Source organism: Pseudomonas azerbaijanoccidentalis (assembly GCF_019145495.1).
Taxonomy (GTDB): domain Bacteria; phylum Pseudomonadota; class Gammaproteobacteria; order Pseudomonadales; family Pseudomonadaceae; genus Aquipseudomonas; species Aquipseudomonas azerbaijanoccidentalis.
On sequence record NZ_JAHSTU010000003.1, the window covers coordinates 740699 to 762138 of the forward strand.

17 protein-coding genes and 2 pseudogenes are annotated in these 21440 nt (G+C 59.9%); 9 read left to right on the forward strand and 10 right to left on the reverse strand.

Going from position 1 to position 21440, the window contains the following annotated elements; all coding sequences use genetic code 11:
* Positions 1–132: 132 nt before the first annotated feature.
* The 3 genes from KVG88_RS14105 to KVG88_RS14115 all read right to left on the reverse strand — a co-directional run bounded on the left by KVG88_RS14105 (position 133) and on the right by KVG88_RS14115 (position 2863).
* Positions 133–1380, reverse strand: a complete 1248-nt coding sequence (locus tag KVG88_RS14105; protein ID WP_217871807.1) for an L-dopachrome tautomerase-related protein — start codon at positions 1378–1380, stop codon at positions 133–135.
* Between the two features lie 107 nt (positions 1381–1487).
* Entirely contained in the window at positions 1488–2282 is a 795-nt protein-coding gene (locus tag KVG88_RS14110) for an SDR family NAD(P)-dependent oxidoreductase (protein WP_217871808.1), read from the reverse strand.
* A gap of 266 nt (positions 2283–2548) precedes the next feature.
* Complete coding sequence (locus tag KVG88_RS14115; RefSeq protein ID WP_217871809.1) at positions 2549–2863, reverse strand: type 1 glutamine amidotransferase family protein; 315 nt, start codon at positions 2861–2863, stop codon at positions 2549–2551.
* Between the two features lie 478 nt (positions 2864–3341).
* On the opposite strand from KVG88_RS14115, the pseudogene KVG88_RS14120 reads away from it, so the two are divergent.
* Positions 3342–4036: pseudogene (locus KVG88_RS14120) on the forward strand (transposase); the annotation flags it as partial.
* A 279-nt stretch (positions 4037–4315) separates the two neighbouring features.
* Here KVG88_RS14120 and KVG88_RS14125 read toward each other — a convergent pair.
* The 6 genes from KVG88_RS14125 to KVG88_RS14150 are packed head-to-tail and all read right to left on the reverse strand — an operon-like array spanning position 4316 to position 10747.
* Positions 4316–5332: an aldo/keto reductase gene (locus tag KVG88_RS14125; RefSeq protein WP_217871810.1), complete on the reverse strand. Its 1017-nt coding sequence runs from the start codon at positions 5330–5332 to the stop codon at positions 4316–4318.
* A 32-nt stretch (positions 5333–5364) separates the two neighbouring features.
* Positions 5365–6687 (reverse strand): MFS transporter, encoded by a 1323-nt coding sequence (locus KVG88_RS14130; protein WP_217871811.1) that lies wholly within the window; start codon positions 6685–6687, stop codon positions 5365–5367.
* Between the two features lie 48 nt (positions 6688–6735).
* Positions 6736–7593, reverse strand: a complete 858-nt coding sequence (locus KVG88_RS14135; RefSeq protein WP_217871812.1) for a sugar phosphate isomerase/epimerase family protein — start codon at positions 7591–7593, stop codon at positions 6736–6738.
* Positions 7594–7643: 50 nt separating this feature from the next.
* Positions 7644–8816, reverse strand: coding sequence for a dihydrodipicolinate synthase family protein (locus KVG88_RS14140; protein WP_217871813.1), 1173 nt, complete (start codon positions 8814–8816; stop codon positions 7644–7646).
* A gap of 18 nt (positions 8817–8834) precedes the next feature.
* Positions 8835–9605, reverse strand: coding sequence for a 3-ketoacyl-ACP reductase (locus KVG88_RS14145; RefSeq protein ID WP_217871814.1), 771 nt, complete (start codon positions 9603–9605; stop codon positions 8835–8837).
* Positions 9602–10747 (reverse strand): acyl-CoA dehydrogenase family protein, encoded by a 1146-nt coding sequence (locus KVG88_RS14150; protein WP_217871815.1) that lies wholly within the window; start codon positions 10745–10747, stop codon positions 9602–9604. The genes KVG88_RS14145 and KVG88_RS14150 overlap by 4 nt, the downstream gene beginning before the upstream one ends.
* Positions 10748–10923: 176 nt before the next feature.
* Between KVG88_RS14150 and KVG88_RS14155 the strand changes: the two genes are divergently transcribed.
* On the forward strand, positions 10924–12435 hold the full coding sequence (locus tag KVG88_RS14155; protein WP_217871816.1) for an acyl CoA:acetate/3-ketoacid CoA transferase: 1512 nt from the start codon (positions 10924–10926) through the stop codon (positions 12433–12435).
* 47 nt (positions 12436–12482) lie between these two features.
* On the opposite strand, the gene KVG88_RS14160 is transcribed toward KVG88_RS14155, so the two are convergent.
* Positions 12483–13136: a TetR/AcrR family transcriptional regulator gene (locus KVG88_RS14160; RefSeq protein WP_217871817.1), complete on the reverse strand. Its 654-nt coding sequence runs from the start codon at positions 13134–13136 to the stop codon at positions 12483–12485.
* A gap of 214 nt (positions 13137–13350) precedes the next feature.
* Between KVG88_RS14160 and KVG88_RS14165 the strand changes: the two genes are divergently transcribed.
* The 7 genes and pseudogenes from KVG88_RS14165 to KVG88_RS14195 form a co-directional block, all read left to right on the forward strand.
* The gene (locus KVG88_RS14165) at positions 13351–14853 is read left to right on the forward strand and encodes an aldehyde dehydrogenase family protein (protein WP_217871818.1); all 1503 of its coding nucleotides are present in this window, start codon (positions 13351–13353) and stop codon (positions 14851–14853) included.
* 49 nt (positions 14854–14902) lie between these two features.
* Positions 14903–16558 (forward strand): GMC family oxidoreductase, encoded by a 1656-nt coding sequence (locus KVG88_RS14170; protein WP_217871819.1) that lies wholly within the window; start codon positions 14903–14905, stop codon positions 16556–16558.
* A gap of 181 nt (positions 16559–16739) precedes the next feature.
* Positions 16740–17843: a sugar ABC transporter substrate-binding protein gene (locus tag KVG88_RS14175; protein WP_217871820.1), complete on the forward strand. Its 1104-nt coding sequence runs from the start codon at positions 16740–16742 to the stop codon at positions 17841–17843.
* A 75-nt stretch (positions 17844–17918) separates the two neighbouring features.
* Positions 17919–18863, forward strand: coding sequence for an ABC transporter permease (locus tag KVG88_RS14180; RefSeq protein WP_217871821.1), 945 nt, complete (start codon positions 17919–17921; stop codon positions 18861–18863).
* Between the two features lie 9 nt (positions 18864–18872).
* Positions 18873–20378 (forward strand): sugar ABC transporter ATP-binding protein, encoded by a 1506-nt coding sequence (locus tag KVG88_RS14185; RefSeq protein ID WP_217871822.1) that lies wholly within the window; start codon positions 18873–18875, stop codon positions 20376–20378.
* 8 nt (positions 20379–20386) lie between these two features.
* Positions 20387–21334 (forward strand): ABC transporter permease, encoded by a 948-nt coding sequence (locus tag KVG88_RS14190; RefSeq protein ID WP_217871823.1) that lies wholly within the window; start codon positions 20387–20389, stop codon positions 21332–21334.
* Between the two features lie 22 nt (positions 21335–21356).
* Positions 21357–21440 (forward strand): annotated as a pseudogene (locus KVG88_RS14195) (electron transfer flavoprotein subunit beta/FixA family protein); the annotation flags it as partial.

Here is a 21440-nt window from a genome sequence, read left to right on the forward strand (position 1 = left end):
TGGTTTTGCTACGCACAAAAGAGATCGGCACGATTGCGAGGCAATAACGCAGGCATGTTGAGTAACATGTGCAAGATTGAAATTGCTTAAGCGGTTCGCATCAGCTCAAGTGCCGAAACTGGCTGAGTTGTCTTACTTACCTATCGACAGACGCCACAGGTCAAAACGTTCAGTACCAGGCTTGACTGAACCCGCTAGGTGGTCGTTCAGTGCGCTTGATGTAAAAAGCAGATCGCCGTTAGGCATAAAGGATGGCGTATCCGGCCAATGCACTTTGTCATCCGAAGCAATCAATGCCATCGCCTTGGTTCGGGGGTCGTACTTGACGATGCCATTTCGCGTGACGTCGGTGATGTAGAGATTGCCTTTGGCGTCAGTGACGATTCCATCCGTGTTACCTCCTACTGCGCCCAGGTCTACAATTGCCTCTGCGATCTGTGTGGTGGTGGAATCGGATTTTCTCAGGATTGCTGTAGGAATCGAGCGGGCACGGGTGCCTGTTGTAGCTGTCCAGTAAAGGGTATCGGCGTCCGGGGACAGCGCCACTCCGTTAACGCCGATCATCAGTGGTTTGCCAGGCCACACCTCTGCGCCATGAGATATGACGCTCACGCCGGGCTCCACATCCAACGCAGGGTGCCTATCCAATACACGCCGTGAATTACCCGAGGAGAAATCCACGATAATAAGACCTACGCTGTTTTTCGGCGCACTGCGTGAGCCGCTATCTGATATATACGCCACACGGCGCCGCTCATCGACCACGATATCATTCAGAAGGCTCCCGGAGCGGTCGGCTACCTGGTCAAGTTCAATGCGTTTCACCGTGCGTCCTGACTTCAGGTCGAGTACTAGCACCTTCTGAGAATTCGCTGGCGCTTCGAACTCACCTGCGACAAATCCCATGTCCAGAGCCCAAAGCCAACCGTTGCGATTATCCACGTAAAACCCAAGCACATTTCGCAGGCTATCCGACGCTGAGCCCGCGACTGCATTAGCTTGCGCTGACGGGAATGCTGTCAGGCGTGCGGGGCCGGTTTGCACGCTGGTGTCCAGCGTGCTCAGTGTCGCTGTGAGAGCCGCTGAGGCCAAGCGGGGAGTGCTCACGTAGGCCGTACCTTGGTTGTCGAAATGCAACCCGGCAATGGGTGCATTTACCGAGTCGACGAAGGGTACTGCAGTAACCTCTTTAAGTGAGGGTTCCCAACTCACACCTGCGTAACTACGCCAGCGCTCCAGTCGAATGCCTTCGGCCGCACTTGCGGTTTGGAGGAAAGTGATAGCAGTTGTGAGCGTGAGAATGGTTAAGGAAAATGGAAGATGGGACATGATGATGAACCGTTGTTTTTTTTGAGTAGCATTAGTTAACTCAATGCACATGAAGTAGCCTGGATGCGTTTTGGCTATCCGCTACCGTACAAGCCAGCACAGCCAGGTTTGTCTTGCACAAAGTCAACGAAACCGAGATTGGACATCAAGGTGTCGACTCAGAGAATTGAACGAAAAGTGCCGCCCTCAACACGCACGGCGGCACCATTTGATGCGGCACCAAGCGGGCTGACCAGAAGGGCAACCATTGCCGCAACTTCATCGGCCTCGATCATCCGGGCGATCAGCGAGCTGGGTCGATACGTGTTGAAAAAGTGCGATTCGATCTCGGCATCACTCATCCCTGGCCTCGGAGCAGTCTGCCTTAGGTAACTCACGATGCCTTCCGAGCGGGTGGCCGCCGGCAGCACGCTGTTGACGGTAACACCGGTACCCTTGGTTAGTTCGGCCATTCCCCGGGAAAGGGCAAGCTGCGCTGATTTGCTCACGCCGTAATGCACCATGTCCGGCGGGGTGAATGCACCGACTTCGCTTGACATGAAAATCACGCGACCCCAATTCTTCGCGAGCATTCGTGAAAAGTAATGGCGCGACAGACGAACTCCAGACATCAGGTTGACGTCGATCATTTGATGCCAGTCTTCATCTGTGATATCGGCGAACGGCTTGGCCTCGTAAAAACCGAGGTTGTTCACGAGAATGTCTGTGTCCGGCTGTGCTTCGATAAGTCTGGCAACACCTTGGGTTTCGCTCACATCGGCAACGATCGTCTTGACGTTGCTTCCGGGGGCTACAGCCGCGATCTGCGCTGCGGCATCGTCAAGCTTGTCTTTACTTCTACCGGTGATCGTGACTGCCGCGCCTTCGCTGGCCAACGTTTTAGCGATGGCCAGACCAATGCCGGCCGTCGCACCCGTAATGATGGCTGTTTTGTCGGTGAGTTGCAGATTCATGGTTTCCATCTCCAGCAGTTGGCATAGCAGTGAACTTGTTTCAACGTATACCTAGATTCAATTAAGGTGCTTCAGTAATTAGCCTGCTGCTCCGAGTCCAGAGGCCGGCCGAGTCATATACTGTAACCAGCTCGCGGTCTGTCACTATGTGCGCTGCAAGTGGTACCTGATTGGTGCTATGGGCGTCACCATCGCATTGCTGCGCGATTACACCGTCGAGCATTCATTTGACATAGTCCGACAGCACAGCTAGAACTTTGTAAGTCTTAGCACTGAAACCCACTACGCTGATGGCGATATCGTGTCCTGGCCACCACAAAGAAAATAGCGCCGTAATTCGAAGCTTCGACATCGGCGAACCGTCTGGTCTGACGAAGTGTTTGATGGAAGGATTTGTCATTCCAATAGCGGGCGTTGACTTGATCCTCTAAATTCAGGTCATCGATCGGCGTCTCGCCGCCCTCAAAGGAGGCGAGCTCGGTTGAGATGCTGGCAGCCGCGAATTCAGCCAGTGACTCTGTCCGCTCTCCGTAGAAGCAACCGGTGGTCGAGCCTTCGGTTGAGTGACTGATTAGCACCATCAGCACAAATTTTCCGGAGAGTATGGAAGATATTACCGACTCTTGGAGAGAAGGTAGTTGGTAGGCGTCACTACCTGCTACGTGAACTCTAACGATACCTTTGTCGAGGATAAACTTCCTATGGGGAACAATACTTGTTCTTTTGAGGGTAAGGTTGATGTTTGACTTCTCCTATAGCGTGAGGCTGAGAAGGCTGGCAACTCGTGTTACCGCCAAGGAGTGAGCCTAGGTCATTTTTTCAAATCCCTTGTTACGCTTTTAAGCCGGAAGAGATGGGCTTTTACATGAGAGCCCAATGCAGACGCAGCGCGCTCATTGGAGAGTTATTCGCGAAAATGGGTGCAGAAAAACAAAATCTATCTAATTGTTAGAATTATATTTTAACAATCAACAAAGCTTTGTATGACTGAGGGATTACAGCCAATGGGGGTAGATAACCACTTGAAAAGCCTTGCCCGTTTGGCCTACGAAGGTTGGCGGCACTGGAATCGTCGGCTACAACGTGCAGACAGCGGTCGATACCCAGCACCATCTGATCGCTGCTCATGAGGTCGCCAACGTCGGCTCCGACCGCGATCAACTCAGCTCGATGGCCAAGCAGGCCCGCGAAGCGATGGCGCCAGAAGCGCTGTCGGTAGTGGCTGATAGAGGCTATTTCAAAAGCGAAGAAATCCAAGCTTGTCACGATGCCAAAAATAACCGCCTATGGGCCCAACCCGATGACCTCCGGAGCCAAGGCTGACGGGCGTTTCAATAACGATGCCCTCATCTATGACGCGGCAAAAAACGAATGCATTTGCTCGACTGGAGAGGCGCTGTTCTGGCGCTATACCAATGTTGAAAAAAACCTGATGTTGCACCGTTACTGGAGTTCGAAATGCCGGGGCTACGCCATGAAACCGCAGTGCACACTGAGTACGGAGCGGTGAGTCCGGCGCTGGGAACATTTAGCCGTGCTGGAGGAAATGCAGATCCCGCTGAGCAACGCGCCGGAGATGATGCGAATCCGAAAACGGACTGTTGAGCATCCCTTTGAGACGCTCAAACAATGGATAGGTACAACACGTCCTGACCCGAAAGCTTAACGGGGTAAGTGCAGAGATGAGCCTGAATGTGCTTGTCTACAATCTGAAAAAGGTTATGAAAATCATCGGCACCCCTAGCGGCTGCTGAGCCCTACAAACTGTTCCTGGAAAACGTCGTAGCCTTGATCATTTTGCAAAACCTAAGCACGGTCTCCTAGTGTCGCTATAGAAAACCCGATTTAGCGTTTTTACACACTCTGGGCCGATTTCTGCCTGACGTGACCGGTTGAATTCAAAGCCGATTGCTGCCTATTCAGAATTCATGCAGTCAATTTCGGTATCTCCTAATGAATCACCTTAAGTCCGGCAAAGTGGTGGTCACAGACTTGTCTTACCCAGTGCTGGCTTCCCTGCCAGCGCTGTCTGTTCAGACGAGTGTCGGCGCGTCTTCGCGGATCAACCCGGCTTGCTTGAGGCTTGTCCAGAATTCGCCGGGGATAGGGTGGCTGAACCATTCCACGTTCTTGTCGATCTGGCTCAGCGTGCGGGTACCCGCGACAAACGAAGCGACCGCAGGGTGGGACACCACAAATTGCATAGCGGCAGCCGGAAGTGGTACTTCATAGTCCCGGCAGATCGATTCGATGGCGCGAACTTTTTCCAGTATTGCAGCGGGGGCGGGGGCATAGTTGTAACGAGCGCCCTGGACAGCGCCGGTGGCCAGAATGCCGGAATTGAAGCCTCCGCCGACCAACACCGAAGCGCCACGTTCCTCACACAGCGGCAGAAACGAATCCAGGGATTCCTGTTCCAGGAGGGTGTAGCGACCCGCCATCAGGAAACAGTCAAAATCACGCTGCTTCAAGGCTTCATGGCAGACCTGCCATTCGTTTACGCCAACCCCGATCGCTTTCACAACGCCTTGGTCGCGCAGCGACTCCAGCGCTCTCCAGGCGCCATCCATGGCCTGTGCGAACACTTCAGGCTGATCGGCACCGCGGGTGAACACATCGATGTCGTGGATAAAGCAGATGTCGATGCGCTCCAGCGCCAGGCGCTGCAGTGAGTCCTCGAACGAGCGCATGGTGCCGTCGTAGCTGTAGTCGAAAATCATCTCGTTGGGGGCGGCATTGTTCCAGGGATTGAAATCGATCTGCGCGCGCGGCTTGGCTTTGAGAACGCGACCGACCTTGGACGAGATGACGAATTCATCGCGCGGCTTCCAGCGCAGCGAATGCCCGGTGCGAAGTTCGGCCAACCCGTGGCCATACATGGGCGCGGTATCGAACAGGCGTACGCCACCTTCCCAGGCTCGCTGGAACATGACGTCGGAGGTGGCTTCATCGGTGGGTGCGAACAAGTTGCCGACCGGCGAGGTGCCGAACGCAAGGCTTGAGACTTCCAGGTCGACTCGGCCGAGTTTTCTTTTTGTTGACGGCTGCATGCGTGGATCTCCAGAAATGGCAGGTTAGGGAATTACCTTGAGGTTTTGCTGGTTTGCTGTGGGGTGAATCGCGAATCCGGTGATTGCGTGGCGATACTGGCCGGCGCAGGCGCGCCGTCGATCAACCGCATGGCCACCCAGGCCACCAGGTAGGCGCTGGCACACAGGATGAAGAGAATGTTGTAGCCCAGGTTCAATTGTTCCAATGCCTTGTAGTGGTCTAGGACGAGGCCGATGATCAACGGAAAGATCATGCCCCCCACCGAGCCTGCGGTGCTGCCGATGCCCATGACCGAGGCCACCTGGGAGCGGGGAAAGTTGTCGGCAACCGTGGTGAAAATGTTCGCTGACCAACCTTGGTGGGCAGCGGCCGCCAGGCTCAGCAGCGCCACCATGGTCCACAGGTTGTCGATATAGCTGGAGGCTGCCAGAGGGGTGACCAGCACGGCCATGCACAACATGACATTGCGCCGGGCACGCTGTACCGGCCATCCCGCGCCGATCAGGCGCGAAGACAGCCAGCCGCCAGCGACACTGCCCACGGACGTGGCGCAATAGACGATCATCAGGGGCAGTGCCAGGTCCGCGAGGCTCAGGCCGAAGCGCGAGGTGAAATAAGAAGGCAGCCAGAACAGCATGAACCACCAGATGGGGTCGGTGAGAAACTTGCCCGCGATGAATGCCCATGTGGCGCGCAACGTCAGCAACGTGCGCCATTTCACGGCATGCTCGGGCTCAGCGTTGACGTCCTGGTTGATGTAGGCCAATTCCGTGACGGATACGCGCGGATGGGCGCCAGGCTTGTCGTAGAACAACTTCCAGAAGATCAACCAGACAAAACCGGTGAGCCCGGTCACCACGAACGCGGCCTGCCATCCGTAATGGCTGGCCAACCAGGGCACGCAGGCTGGCGCGAGAATGGCGCCGATGCTGGTGCCGGCCGTGAGGATGCCCACGGCCAGGGCGCGCTCCTTCTTGGGGAACCATTCGGAGACGGCCTTGATCGCCGCCGGGAAGTTGCCGGACTCTCCCAGCCCGAGCAGGGCGCGCATGATCATGAAGCTGAAGGTCGATTGCGCCGCCGCGTGGCCCACCGCTGCCAGGCTCCAGACCGCCAGGCACAAGCCGTAGCCAAGCTTGGTGCCCAGGCGGTCGATCAGTCGACCGAAAATCAGCAGTCCGGCGGCATAGCACGCCTGGAAGACCACCACCAGATAACTATAGTCAGTCTCGCTCCAATGGAATTGCAGTTCAAGCACGGGCTTGAGCAGGCCCAGCACCTGGCGGTCCAGGTAGTTGATGGTGGTGGCGAAGAACAACAGCGCGCAAATTTTCCAGCGATAGGGGTGGGTCATGGGGCGGTCTCGTTTCTTGTTGTTTTGACGGCGTGCGCGGGCAGCTGGTCAGCACACGTCTTGCAGGCGTTGTGCGCAGGTATCCAGCACCTGGGCCTCATCGCATGTCCACCAGTGGTCGCGGGAAAAGATCTCCACTTCCACGTGGCCTCGGTACCCCGCAGCTTCAGCGCTTCGCCGGATGCCACGCAGATCGATCACGCCATCGCCCATCATGCCCCGGTCCAGCAGCATGTCCCGGGTTGGCACCAGCCAGTCCGAGACGTGCAGGCCGAGGATGCGGCGCTGGCGGCCGGCGCGCTGAATCTGCTGGCGAAGCCTGGGGTCCCACCAGCAGTGGTAGGCGTCAATGGCGACGCCCAGCGACTGGAAACCGCCCGGCTCGATCTGCTCGCACAAGTCCAGCGCCTGTTCCAGCGTGGACAAGCAGGAGCGGTCGGCGGCATACATCGGGTGCAGGGGTTCAAGGGCCAGGGGCACGCCGTAGCTGCGGGCCTGGTCGCGCAACATCGAAATGCCTTCGGCCACTTGGGCGCGGGCTCCGGCAATGTCCCTGGAACCCTCGGGCACACCGCCCACGACCATGACGAAACATTCGGCCTGAAGCTCCGAGGCCTCGGCGATAGCCGCGCAGTTGTCCAGCAGTGCAGCCTTGAACCCTTTGCTGTCCCGGGCAGTAAGGTAGGTAGACCGACAGTAGGCGTTGACCTTCAGGCCGCTGTCGCACAATTGCCGGCGAACGGCGTTCAGGTCCTGGCCTTCCATGTCTCGTCGCCAGGGCGCAACGGCACCAAAACCGGCCCTGGCGATCAGGTCCAGGGTCTTCTGGATGGGCAAGCGATGGCCGAGGGTGGCGGTGTTGATCGAGCACAGGTCCAGTCGATTGACCAATGGACGTAGGGGCATCGTATTCTCCTGGGAAAGTTCGCCCGAGCCCATGAGGCCCGGGCCCGTGACTACGCGTTGACGCCGTGCACCTTCAGCAGTTGTTGCAGGCGCGCGATGGCAAGTTCCGGATGCCTCAGCAGTCCGGCCTGGTCGGCCAATCGGAACACTTCGCAGAAGTAGGCCAGTGGGCGCATGGCCTGGTGACCGTCGAGCATGGTGAAGTGATCCTGATGGCCATTGAGCCAGGCCAGGAACACGACGCCCGTCTTGTAGTATTGGGTCGGCGCACTGAAGATCAGTCGTGCCAGTGGCAGGGTGGGGGCGAGCAACGCGTTGTAGCGCACCGGGTCACCTTGCTCCAGGGCGGTCAACGCCTGGGACGCCGCTGGGGCGATGGCATCGAAGATGCCAAGCAATGCGTGGGAGTAGCCCTGTTCATCGCCCTCGATCAGCTCGGGGTAGTTGAAGTCATCGCCGGTGTACATTTTTACCGATGCCGGCAGTCGGCGGCGCAGGGCGATTTCCTTGTCCTTGTCGAGCAGCGACAGCTTGATGCCGTCGATCTTGCTTGCGTTTTCGTGAATGATTTCCAGGCAGGTATCCAGCGCTGCTTCAAACCCGGTATTGCCCCAATAGCCCTGCAGGGCAGGGTCGAACATGTCGCCCAGCCAGTGCAGGATGACCGGGGCCTGGGCATCGCCCAGGACATTACGGTAAACCTGGCGATAGTCTTGCGGGCCCTTGGCCACGCGCGCCAAGGCACGGCTGGCCATCAGGATGATGCGCCCGCCCACCTTGCCGATGGCTTGATGTTGCTGGTCGTAGGCGCGCAGCACGTCGTCAAGGTTGCGGGCGTCGCCGGCGGCCAGGTGATCGGTACCGCAGCCGGAAAAGATCAGCGCGTCCTTGATGTCGCTCGTCTCCTCGAGCGTGCGCTGGATCAACTCCAGCGCCGTTGGCCAGTCCAGGCCCATACCGCGTTGGGCGGTGTCCATGGCCTCGGCAATGCCCAGGCCCTGTTCCAGCAGATAGCGCCGGTAGTGCAGCGTACGTTCCCAATCGATCGGCGCGGCGGCCCCGGAGTGCCGGGATGCAAGGGGATCGGCCACCACATGGGCGGCGCTGAGCGCGATGCGATGGCTGCTAGCGGGCCTCGGGATGATTGGCAACGGGGTGCCGACCAGCGAGTAGGGCGCAGTCTTGCCCTGGTCAAACGTCGGCAATTGGATAGTCAGTGACATAACGGGGTCTCCGGCAGATCAGAATTTTGGAATCAACAGGCCGCCATCGACGGGTACGGCCTGGCCGACGGTATAGGGCAGGCCACCACTGGCCATGGTGGTAATCACCGTTGCCACGTCCTCGGGCGTGCCCCAGCGCTTGATTGCCGTCAGGCCGCGTTCGATCTCCGCGTCGTAGCGTGCCTTCGACGGCGCGGTCATTTCCGTTGCGATCAGCCCCGGCTGCACTTCGTACACACCGATACCTTCGTCGGCCAGTCGCACCGCGAACAGGCGCGAGGCCATGGACAGCCCCGCCTTGGAGATACCGTATTCGCCGCGCAGCACCGACACCGCCTGCACGTTGGAGGAGGTGACGGTGACGATGCAGCGGTGCACCCCTGTCGGCTTGTAAGCCAGCAAACGACGGGCGAAAGCCTGGGTCAGGAAGAACGTGCCACGGGTGTTGACCCGTTGGCAGCGGTCATAGCTCTCGGGGCTGACTTCCAGCAAGTCACCGCGGCTGGCGACCGAGACGCCGGCGTTGTTGACCAGGCAGGACAACGGGCCGATGGCCGCCTCAGCCGCATCGATCAAGGCTTCGTGGCGTTCGATGGCGGCAATGTCACCGGCCAGCGCGACGGCCTTGGACCCCAGGCCGGTCACTGCCTGCAGGGTGGCTTGCAGCGCGTCGTCCACTTGCAGGTCGACCAATGCCAGGTCAAAGCCGGCGTGTGCCAGCGCAACTGCGGATGCGCGCCCGATGCCACCGCGTGCGCCGGTCACCAGTGCGGTAGGACGGGTACTCATGAGCGCCCACCCTTGGTCAGCAGTTCGCGGGCGATGATGGTGCGCTGGATCTGGTTGGTGCCTTCGTAGATCTGGGTGATCTTGGCGTCACGGTACAACCGTTCTACCTCGAAACCGCGAATGAAGCCGCTGCCGCCGAACATCTGCACGGCATTGGCGGTTTGCGCCACCGCCACATCCGCGGCGAAGCATTTGGCCATCGAACAGGCGATGGTGGCGTTGTCATTGGTATCCAGTCGCTGTGCTGCGTCCTGCACCAGCAGGCGGGCCGCGCGAATGTCCTTGGCCATGTCGGCCAGCATCCATTGCAAACCCTGGTTGTCGGCAATCGGCTTGCCGAACTGTTTGCGTTGCGGCACGTACTCCAGCGCCGCCTCAAGCCCGGCCTGGGCAATACCCACCGCCAGCGACGCGATGCCCACGCGGCCTTTGTCCAACGCGCTCATCATGATGTGGAAGCCGCGGCCTTCCTGGCCCAGCAGGGCATCTTCGGCCAGTTCGACGTTATCGAAATTCAGACCGCCGACCTGGGAGGCACGCTGGCCCATCTTGTGTTCCTTGGGACCTTTGCTGACGCCCGGCAGGTGGCAGTCGACGATGAAAATGCTCATGCCACGCTTGCCCGCCTCGGGGTCGGTGCGTGCCAGCACGAACGCCAGGTCAGCGACTGGTGCGTTGTGAATCCACAGTTTGGAGCCGTTGAGCTTCCAGCCGTTGGGGGTGCGCACGGCGGTGGTGCGGATGCCCGACACGTCGGAACCGGCTTCGGCCTCGGTAATGCAATAGGCCGGGTGCTTGTGCGCGCTGAGCAGTTCGGGAAGATAGCGTGCCTGTTGTTGCGCGGTGCCGTGCACCGAAAGCAGGGTGCCAATCAGTTCCAGCAAACCGCACTGGTCGGCCACTGACGCATAGCCGCGCGACAGCTCTTCCATCACCAGGGCGTAGGCCAGGCAGTCCAGCCCGGCGCCACCGAGAGTGTCTGGCACGGTGATGCCGAACAGGCCCAATTCGCCCATCTGCCGGTACAGCGCGGCCGGGAAGCTTTCTTCGTGGTCGAGTTTTTCGGCGAGGGGGCGCACGGCCTGGTCGGCGAAACGGCGGGCGACATCACGAATCTGCAAGTGAATCTCAGAAAGTTGCATTGTTTTATTCCTTTCCGGTGAGCAATGAACAGTGGGTTGTTTTCAGTCTCGAGCTGGACTAGAGTGAAAAGCATGTAACCAACCGGTTATTTATTTAAGGCATCCTTTCAGGGCGCGTCAAGTGTTCTGTTCACGGGGGATGCAAACAGCGAAGCCTTCACCGGGAGATAACAAAAATGAGAAGACGCTGTTCTTCTGCAGCAGATGTCGCGACAGGCATTGCCGATGGCGCCACGGTGGCGATTTGCGGTTCGGGAACGTTGCTGGAACCTGATGCCCTGCTCAGCGCGATCGAGCACTCGTTCCTGACCACGGGACACCCGCGCGACCTGACCATCGTCCATGCCCTGGGCATTGGCGACGGGCAGGGCAGTGGTCTTGAACGCCTGGCCCACAAGGGGTTGGTGCGCAAGGTCATCGGCGGGCACTGGAGCTGGTCGGCAAAAATGCAGCGCCTGGCCCGTGACAACGAAATCGCCGCCTATACCCTGCCGGCCGGGGTGATCATGAGCCTGATGCGCGAAATCGGTGCAGGGCGGCCGGGCCTGATCACCCACATCGGTCTGGGGACTTTCGCCGATCCGCAGGTCAACGGCGGTCGTTGCAATGAGTCGGCGGTCGAAACCATCGTCGAGCGAATCGAGATCGATGGCCAGCCATACCTGCGCTATAAACCGTTCAAGGTCGACGTGGCGCTGGTGCGTGGCAGCGTGGCCGACCCCAGCGGCAACATCACCCTGGTCCATGAAGCCGCCGACCTGGATGCCTATGCCTTGGCACTGGCGGCGCACAACAGTGGCGGCAAGGTCCATGTGCAGGTTCGGGAGCTGAGCGAAACCCCCTTTGTGCCCGCCCGCATGGTGCGCATTCCGGGGGTACTGGTGGATCAAGTGGTGCATGTCCCGGATCAGCGTCAATGCCTGGCAGCCGATTACGACCCGCAGATCAGCGGTGAATGCCTGCCCACTTCAGACGCCGTTGAAGCGCCGCTGGCCGAGGATATCCGCCGCATCATCGCGCAGCGGGCCGCGGATGAATTCAAGCCGGGCATGTCGCTCAATTTTGGCTTTGGTATCCCGGCCGGCATCCCTTCGTTGCTCGCCGAGCGTGGGTTGCAGGACCAGTACTGGGGCACTATCGAGCAAGGTATCCACAATGGCCGAATGATGGACGGTGCGATGTTCGGCGCGGCGCGCTATCCCCAGGCGATCGTTACCTCCCTGGACCAGTTTGATTTCTACAGTGGCGGCGGGGTTGACCTGGCGTTCCTCGGGATGGGCGAAATGGACCAGTACGGTAACGTCAACGTGTCCAGCCTCGGGGGTCGGCTGGTTGGCCCCGGGGGCTTCGTCGACATCACCCAGGGTGCGCGCAAGGTGGTGTTCTGTGGCGCCTTCGAAGCCAAGGGACTGCAAGTGGCTCGTCACGGCACGGAGCTGGAAATTGCCCGGGTCGGCGAAGTGCCAAAACTGGTGGCCCAGGTCAGTCACATCACCTTCAGCGGACCCCAGGCGCTGCTGTCTGGAAAAGAAGTGCTGTATGTCACCGAGCGTGCGGTCTTCCGGCTGGTGGAGGGCGGTGTGGAATTGATCGAGGTGGCCCAGGGCGTGGACGTTCAACGCGACGTGCTGGATCGCATGGCATTCATGCCGCTGCTAGGCGAGCCGCAGGTCGCGGCGCTGAAATGAAGACGCCCTTGCACACCTTTGCCGGCATGCAAGGGAGACACGTGGCATCAGCGCGGCCTGAGCATTCCCAGGACGGTCTCGACGTTGAAGTCGATCCGCGCCTGCAGTGCTTCGGGTGCCATGAGGTCGAAACCGTAGATGATCTGCCCGGTAAAGCGGTTGTTGAGGTAGTAGTAGTTGATGGCGGCGATGGAGATGATCAACTGCACCGGGTCCACCCCTGGGCGGAACACACCCTCGGCGACGCCGCGATCAAGAATGCGGGCCACCATCTGCACCATGGAGCCGTGCATGTCGTGCATCTTTTCCTGGGAGTGCTTCAGGTGCGCGGCCTTGTGCAGGTTTTCGCTGTTGACCAGGGTCAGGAAGTGCGGGTTCTTCAGGTAGTACTTCCAGGTGAACATCACCAGCTGGGTGATCGCGGTCTGCGGGTCGAGCTCTTCGAGCTTGAGTTTGCGTTCGGCCATGCGGATGTCGTTGTAGGCGGTCTCCAGGACCGCCTGGAACAGTTCCTCCTTGCTACCGAAGTACTCGTAGATCATGCGTTTGTTGGATTTGGCCCGCTCGGCAATGCTATTGATGCGCGCGCCGCCGAATCCCAGCTTGGCGAACTCGACCGTGGCGGCCTTGAGGATACGCAGCTTGGTCGCCTCCGAATCGCGGGTGGCGCGCGGTGCATCTTCCGTGGGTTCAATCGTCATTCAGGTCGCTCCAGTCTCAGGCGTGTATCAAAAAGGCAGGTTTTCTCGGGGCGATCCACTGCGATCCGCGCCTGACCTGCTTGGGAAAAATCTTGGCAAAAGAGCTTAAAGGTCACTGAAAAAGTAAGCAACCGGTTGGTTATATACATTACACTTTTGGCGGGCAAGCCAGGCCAGGAGTCGTTTAGATCCCCGTTCGGAAGAGGACACTATCATGAACAATAATGCCTTGATTCATTCACTGCCTGTTCAACCCCGACACTTCGACATGTTCATCGACGGGCAATGGACGCAAGGCTCGGCCACGCGCTCGGTGACCCGTCGCAGCCCGGCCCACGATGTGCCGGTGAGCGTTTACCCTTCGGGTAGCGGAGTCGATGTCGACCAGGCAGTGGTGGCCGCGCGCCAGGCCTTTGAACAGAGTACCTGGGCCCGCGGCAGTGGGGAGGCGCGCAGCACCGTGCTGCTCAAGACCGCCGAGCTGATCCGCCAGCACTGCGAAGAGCTGGCCCTGTGCGAAACCCTGGAAACGGGCAAGCCCATTGCCCAATCCCGTGGTGAAGTGCTGGCGTCTGCCGGAATCTGGGAATACGCCGCCGGGCAGGCGCGCGCGCTGCATGGCGATGCCTTCAACAACCTGGGTGAAGACATGCTGGGCCTGGTGACCCGCGAGCCGGTAGGTGTCGTCGGGCTGATCACACCGTGGAACTTTCCGTTCTTCATTCTCGCCGAGCGCCTGCCGTTCATCCTGGCGTCAGGCTGCACAGTGGTCGTCAAGCCGAGCGAGCTCACCTCCGGCACTACACTGATACTGGCGGGCCTGTTGCAACAGGCGGGCTTGCCCGATGGCGTGGTGAACGTGTTGACCGGGCCGGGCTCCGTGGTGGGCCAGGCCATTTCCGAACACGCCGATATCGACATGGTGTCGTTCACCGGTTCCACCGAGGTCGGCAGGCTGACGCTGGCCGCGGCCGCCGGCAACATGAAGAAAACCGGCCTGGAACTGGGCGGCAAGAACCCGCAGGTGGTGTTTGCCGATGCCGACCTGGATGCCGCTGCCGATGCCATCGTCTTCGGTATCTGCTTCAACGCCGGCCAATGCTGCGTCAGTGGCAGTCGGCTGCTGGTGCACCGTTCAGTGGAACAGCGCCTCACGGCGAAGATTCTCGAACTGCTGGCGAGGGTTCGTATCGGCGATCCGCTGGATGAGGCCACCCAGGTGGGATCGATCACTGAGCTGCGCCAGATGGAACGCATTCTGGGCTACGTCAGCCAGGGCCGTAGCGAAGGTGCGCAACTGATGACCGGCGGGTATCGAATCGAGTCGCCGCAGGGCATGTACCTGCAACCTGCGGTTTTTTCCCAGGTAACGCCACAGATGACCTTGGCGCGTGAAGAAATCTTTGGCCCGGTGCTGACCATCACCGCCTTCGACGATTTTGATCAGGCGATGCAGATCGCCAACGACACGCCTTTCGGCCTGGCGGCCAGTGTCTGGAGCCGTGACCTGAACACTTCGCTGCGGGCCATGCGCCAGATAAAGGCGGGCCGGGTGTGGGTCAACACCACCATCGCCGGTGGCCCGGAACTGCCTTCCGGAGGCTTCAAGCAATCGGGCATCGGCCGCGAAACCGGACGCTACGGCGTCGAGGAGTACACCGAGGTCAAGTCCGTGCACCTGCAACTGGGCGAGCGGGCTCGCTGGGTACAGGACTGAGCCCGGGCAGCATCGACCTGAGGACAACAATAAAAACTGAGGTATCACTATGTATGATTTCGTCATTATCGGTGGCGGTTCGGCCGGTTGTGTGCTCGCGGCCCGGCTGAGCGAGGCCGACAACATCAAGGTGCTGTTGCTCGAAGCAGGTCCGGCGGACACCAATCCGTACATTCACATGCCCGTTGGCTTTTTCAAAATGACCGGAGGGCCCCTGACCTGGGGCTTCAACACGGTCGACCAGGTCACCATGAAAAACCGCTCGATCGTGTATCCGCAAGGGCGGGTACTGGGTGGCAGCGGTTCGATCAACGCCATGGTCTATACCCGGGGTAATGCCCACGACTACGACGATTGGGAGCGTGAGGAAGGCTGCCAGGGCTGGTCCTATCGTGACGTGCTGCCTTACTTCCGGCGTGCTGAGGACAATGAGCGCTTTTCCAATGAGTACCACGGTACGGGAGGACCACTGGGAGTGTCCGATCCCATCAGCCTCAACGAGGTGAGCAAGGCCTTCATTCGTTCGGCGCAGGAAGCAGGGATCCCGCATAACCCGGATTTCAACGGCGCGAAACAGGAAGGCTGCGGTGCCTATCAAGTGACCCTGCGCAATGGCCGGCGTTGCAGTACGGCCCAGGGCTACCTGAACAAGGCGGTGCGCAAGCGGCCGAACCTAACGATACAGACCGAATGCCTGGTCACTCGGGTGCGCATCGAAAACGGCCGAGCCACCGGTGTGGAGTACGTTCAGGGGCGGGATTCGCGCGAGGTTCGCTTTGCCCAGGCGACGCGCGAAGTGGTGGTGGCCGCGGGCGCCATCGGTTCGCCGAAGATCCTGATGCTGTCTGGCGTCGGGCCCGCGCAGGAGCTGTCGCGGCACGGCATTGCCGTGCACAAGGATCTTCCGGGCGTGGGGCAGAACCTGCAGGACCATTTCGACATCGATATCGTCTGCGAACTGAAGGAGCCCAAGAGCCTGGACCGCTACGCGAAACCCCACATGACCCTGTGGGCGGGCCTTGAGTACCTGTTGTTCAACAAGGGACCGGTCACCTCCAACATCGCCGAGGCCGGCGCGTTCTGGTACGGCGATTCCCGTTCCCAGACCCCGGATCTGCAGTTCCACTTTCTCCCGGGCGCCGGGGTCGAGGCGGGGATACCTCCGGTACCCTCGGGTTCGGGGTGCACGTTGAACTCCTATTTCCTGCGCCCGCGCAGCCGTGGCCGGGTAACGCTCAACAGCGCCGATCCATTGCAGGCGCCATCGATCGATCCGGCCTACATCAGCGACCCTTACGACCTGCACGTGTCGGTCGAAGGCATCAAGCTCAGCCGGGAAATCCTTTCTCAGCCTTCCCTGGCGCGGTACATCAAGGCCGAGCACTTCCCCGGCAGCCGGGTCAAGACCCAGGCGGACTATGAGGCTTACGCACGGGAAAGCGGTCGCACCGGCTATCACCCGGTGGGCACCTGCAAGATGGGTGTCGACGATCAATCGGTGGTCGATCCGCAACTGCGGGTGTACGGCGTAGCGGGGTTGCGCGTCATCGATTCCTCGGTGATGCCTCGACTCAACAGTGCCAACACCAATGCCCCTTCGATCATGATCGCCGAGAAGGGCGCAGACCTGCTGTTGGGGCGCCAGTTGCCGCCTTCCGAAGTGCGCTCGGCGGCCGATCAGGTCGTACTGGATCGCGCTCACTGACGCCTTGCCGGCAGTCCCGTTGGGTGCGTCGCGCTAACCGGGACTGCCGTTTTCCAATCTCTTGCGATTAAACATTCACGCGAATGATTGCATCTTGAATGCTATGGATTTATAAATAACCGGTTGGTTACATAAAACTATAAAAATACTGATTATCCGGTGCCCGGAACCTGGAGGGAACATGAACAAAAATGACAAAGACCCGACCAATCAATTGCAATTCAGCCGTCGCAAACTGCTCATCGGCGCAGCCAGCCTGGCAGGCGCGGGCGCTGTGGCCGGCCTGTTCCCAAGGGTGCTCTGGGCCCAGGAACAGGTGACGTTTTCCAACGCCTTCCGCTCCATGACCAACCCTTACCACGCACTCTTCAACCGCGGTGGCGAGGCCTTCGCGACCAGTCAGAAGGCTGCCTATTCGCCCCTGGTCAGCGAAGGCAACTCGCAGAAGAGCATCGCCGACATCCGCGCGCTCATTTCCAAGACCAATGGCAACCTGGTCCTGACCGTCGATCCCAATGACTCGGCCGATACCCGCGCGATCATCGAAGAATGCGTGAAGGCAGGCGTCTACATCACCACCATCTGGAACAAACCTGACGACATGCATCCCTGGGACTACAACCCCTACTGGGTGTCGCACCTGTCCGAGGACGGCGAGGCCGTGGGCGAGGAAATGGCCACGCAATTGTTCGAGGCCATGGGCGGCAAGGGCGGTGTCGTAGCCCTGGGTGGCATTCTCAGCAATGTGCCGGCGATCAACCGTCGCAAGGGGCTGGACGCGGCGTTGAAAAAATACCCGGACATCAAGCTCCTGGATTTCCAGCCAGCCGACTGGAGCGCCAACAAGGCCTTCGCCATCGTTCAGTCGTGGCTGACGCGCTTCGGCAGCGACCTGAACGGCATCTGGTCGTGCAACGACGATATGGGCATGGGTGCCCTGGAGGCACTGCGCGGGGAAGGCCTGGCGGGCAGCATCCCGATCGTCGGCATGGACGGCACCGAGCAGGCGGTGCAGGCGATCCGCTCGGGCGAGTACATCGCCACCAGCACCATAGATCCCTACTGGGTTGGCAGCGTCGGCCTGGCGCTGGGCTATGCCGCCAAGACAGGCAAGCTGGACCCGGCCAGGGAGCCTCGCGAACATCGCGAGTTCTACATTCGCCCGCAAATGGTCAACAGGGCAAACGCCGAAGCGTTCTTCAACGCCAACTTCAAGACGCCGCCAACCCTGGATGTCACGGACTACTGGTCACGCGTGGCAGGGCCTATCCGCTACGACTCCTAGCCGCTCGCCGTTGCCTGTATTCGTGGCGCGATGGCGCGCCAGATCCGTCATTCCCTGTCTTCCGGAGTTTTCGTCATGGCCCGTCTGAGACGGTTTTCATCGTTAATCGTATTGCTGCTCATCGGCTTGCTGGTGGGTTCGATCAACCACCATTTCTTTGATCCCATGAACCTGACGCGCATCGCCACGGCGTCGACGATTCCCTTGCTCATGGCATTGGGCGGAATGTTTGTGATCCAGATGGGCAGTATCGACCTGTCGGTCGAGGGCGTGGTGGCCATTGCCGCCGTGTGCTTCTCACTGCTGATCTCCAACACACTGAACGCTCACTCCATCGGGCTCTGGGCGTTACCGGTCGCCGTAGTGGTCGGTGCGCTGATGGGATTGGTCAACGGACTGCTCCAGGTCAGGCTGCGCATTCCTTCGTTCATCGGCACGCTGGGCCTTGGCTTTGTCGGTATCGGCCTGGCCACTGCGCTGTTGCAGGGCAATACGGTGCGCGTAGTCGACATGGATGTGCGCGCCGTGGCGTTGTATCGCGTGCTGGGGCTGCCCCTGTCGGTCTGGATTGTCGGCGTGGCGCTGATCATCGCCCATGTGGTGTCGCGTCATACCGTGCTGGGGCGCCATGCCCTGGCCATCGGCGGTGCCGAAGACCTGGCGCGCCTCAACGGTGTGCAAGTTGGTCGTATTCGAATTGCCGTATTCGCACTGGCCGGTGGTTTTTATGGTCTGGCGGCGATCCTGGCGGTGGCTCAGTTTGGCCAGGGGCATGCGCTGATTGCCCAAGGGCAATTGTTCACCGCGATCACTGCAATCGTTGTTGGCGGCTGCTCGTTGGCCGGCGGCAACGGCAGCCCGTTCGGTACGTTGCTTGGGGTGCTGATTGTGGTGGTACTGAGCAACGGCATGGTTTTGATGGGGATCCCTCCCTACGTCCAGCAGGGCGTTCAGGGGGTATTGATCATTGTGGCCGTGGCCATGGCGCTTGACCGTGCGAAAGCACGCGTCGTGAAGTGAGGACGTATCATGCTCGCACTCAAGAATGTCAGTAAACGCTTCAACGGCATCACGGTACTGAAGAACATCTCCATCGAGGTCAGGGAAAACGAAGTGGTCGGATTGATCGGCGAGAACGGTGCCGGCAAATCCACCTTGATGAAGATTCTCACTGGTGTCTATCAGCCCGATGACGGCCATCTGGAACTCGACGGCCAGCCGGTGACCCTCGATGGGCCTCGCGGTGCCACCGCCAAGGGCATCGCCATGGTTTACCAGGAGCAATCGATCCTGACCAATCTGTCGGTGGCGGAGAACCTGTTCCTGGGCCGCGAAGCCGAATTCACCCGACTGGGCTTCATCAACTGGAAAAAGCTTTACGCGGCAGCGCGCTTCCAGCTGGCCAAGGTCAACCTGGATATCGACCCCGGTACGTTGTGCAGCGAACTGAGCTTCGGCCAACGGCAGATGGTTGAACTGGCCAAGTCGCTGGCCCTGGAGGAGATGACCGACGGACCGTTGGTGATCCTGTTGGATGAGCCGACGTCCGCGCTGGAACAGAAGGAAATCGACACCTTGTTCCGCCTGGTGCGTCAGCTCAAAAGCCGCGCCTCGTTCATCTTCGTTTCGCACCGCCTTGACGAACTGCTGGAACTCAGTGACCGGGTGTATGTGCTCAAGGACGGCGAGGTGGTGTCGCAGATGCCGGCGGCCGATGCCACCAAAGACCACCTGCATACCTTGATGGTCGGTCGTTCGCTGCACACCGAGTACTACCGCGAATCCCTGCAGCAAGCCTGCAACGAGGATGATGTGGTGTTGAAGGTCGAGGGGTTGGCACTCAAGGGCGTGTTCGACGCGCTGGATTTCCAGTTGCGGCGCGGCGAGGTGCTGGGCATTGCCGGCGTGATCGGTTCCGGGCGCGAGGAACTCTGCCGGGTGTTGGCCGGGTTGATGGGCAAGAGCAGTGGCGCGATAACGGTGCATGGCAAGCTGCTTCGCGATCACGGTGCCGCCGCCTCGATCAAGGCGGGCATTGGCTATGTACCGCGTGAGCGCAAGGTGGAGGGAATCGTTTCCATGCTCAGTGTGGCCCAGAACATGACCCTGGCACGCATCGGCCAGGTGACCTCCTTTGGCCTGCTGGAAACGGGTAAAGAGCGGGCGATCGCCGAAGACTGGATAGCCCGGCTGCACATCAAGACGCCAGGGCCAGATGCCTTGCTGCTCAACCTGAGCGGGGGCAACCAGCAGAAGGTGGTGCTGGCCAAGTGGCGCAATGCGCAGTCATCGATCCTGATTCTCGACCATCCCACCCGTGGCCTGGATGTGGGCGCCAAGGAAGATGTCTATGAACTCGTCCGAGAGATTACCGCCCAGGGTGTGTCGGTGATCCTCACCGCCGACACCCTTGAGGAGATGATCGGGCTGAGCCACCGGATTCTGGTGATGCGCGATGGCGAGTTTGCCCAGTCCTTCGATTGTCCACCCGGTTGCAAACCGCAACAGGTGGATCTCATCAAACACATGGTGTGAGGTTCCCGATGCCTATTTCCCTGAATGATTTTCGCAGCCAGGCACCCCTGCTGGCTTTGCTGTTGCTCATGGCGCTGATCACCGGCTACGACCCTGGCTTCATCCAACCCACGGCGGTGCTGGGGCTGGCGGCCGACACGGCGGCCCTGTTCATCATGGCCACGGGTATCACGTTTGTGGTGCTCATCGGTGGTATCGACCTGTCGTCCCAGGCGGTGGCTTCGATGGCCAGTGTCATCGTCGCGTTGCTGCTGCCTGATTTCGGTACCTGGTCCGTTCCCACCGCCATTGCCGCGGGCGCTGCGGCCGGGGCGATCAGCGGCGTGCTGCACACACGTCTGCGCTTGCCTTCCTTCATCGTCACCCTGGCCGTTGGCGGCGTGGTCGCCAGCTTGAACATGCTGTGGTCGGGCAACCGTACCCTCAACATCGAAGCCGCCGACCGTGCCGCTTCCTTCGGCTGGGTCATTGGACAAAGCGCCGGTATTCCCAATGAAGTCTGGGTGGCCATTGCTGTGATGATCCTGTGTGTGGTGATCCATCGCAAAACGGCGTTCGGCCGCTTCACCAACGCGATTGGCTCCGGTGAATCCGCGGCATGGGCCTCAGGGATCAATGTGTTGCGGGTGAAAATCATCAGCTTCGCGTTGTCCGGCGGCCTGGCGGCACTTTCCGGGGTGATGATGGCCGGGCGTTTGTCGAGTGGCTCGCCCACGCTGGCCAACGAATTCCTGCTGCCGGCCATCGCTGCCGTTTTGGTGGGCGGCACTGCATTGACCGGTGGGGTTGGCGGCATCTGGCGCACGCTGATCGGAGCGTTGCTGGTTTCCGTTGTTCGCATCGGCATGACGTTTGTCGGCGTCAGCGTGTTCGCGCAACAGATTGTCTTTGGCGTGATCCTGATCATCGCGGTGGCGTTCACCATTGATCGGTCGAAACTGCCAGTCGTGAAATAACAAAATAGGGTATGCATTCAATATGAAAGTGCTTGTTGCTGTAAAAAGGGTGGTCGACTACAACGTCAAGGTCCGCGTCAAGGCGGACCATTCCGGCGTCGATCTC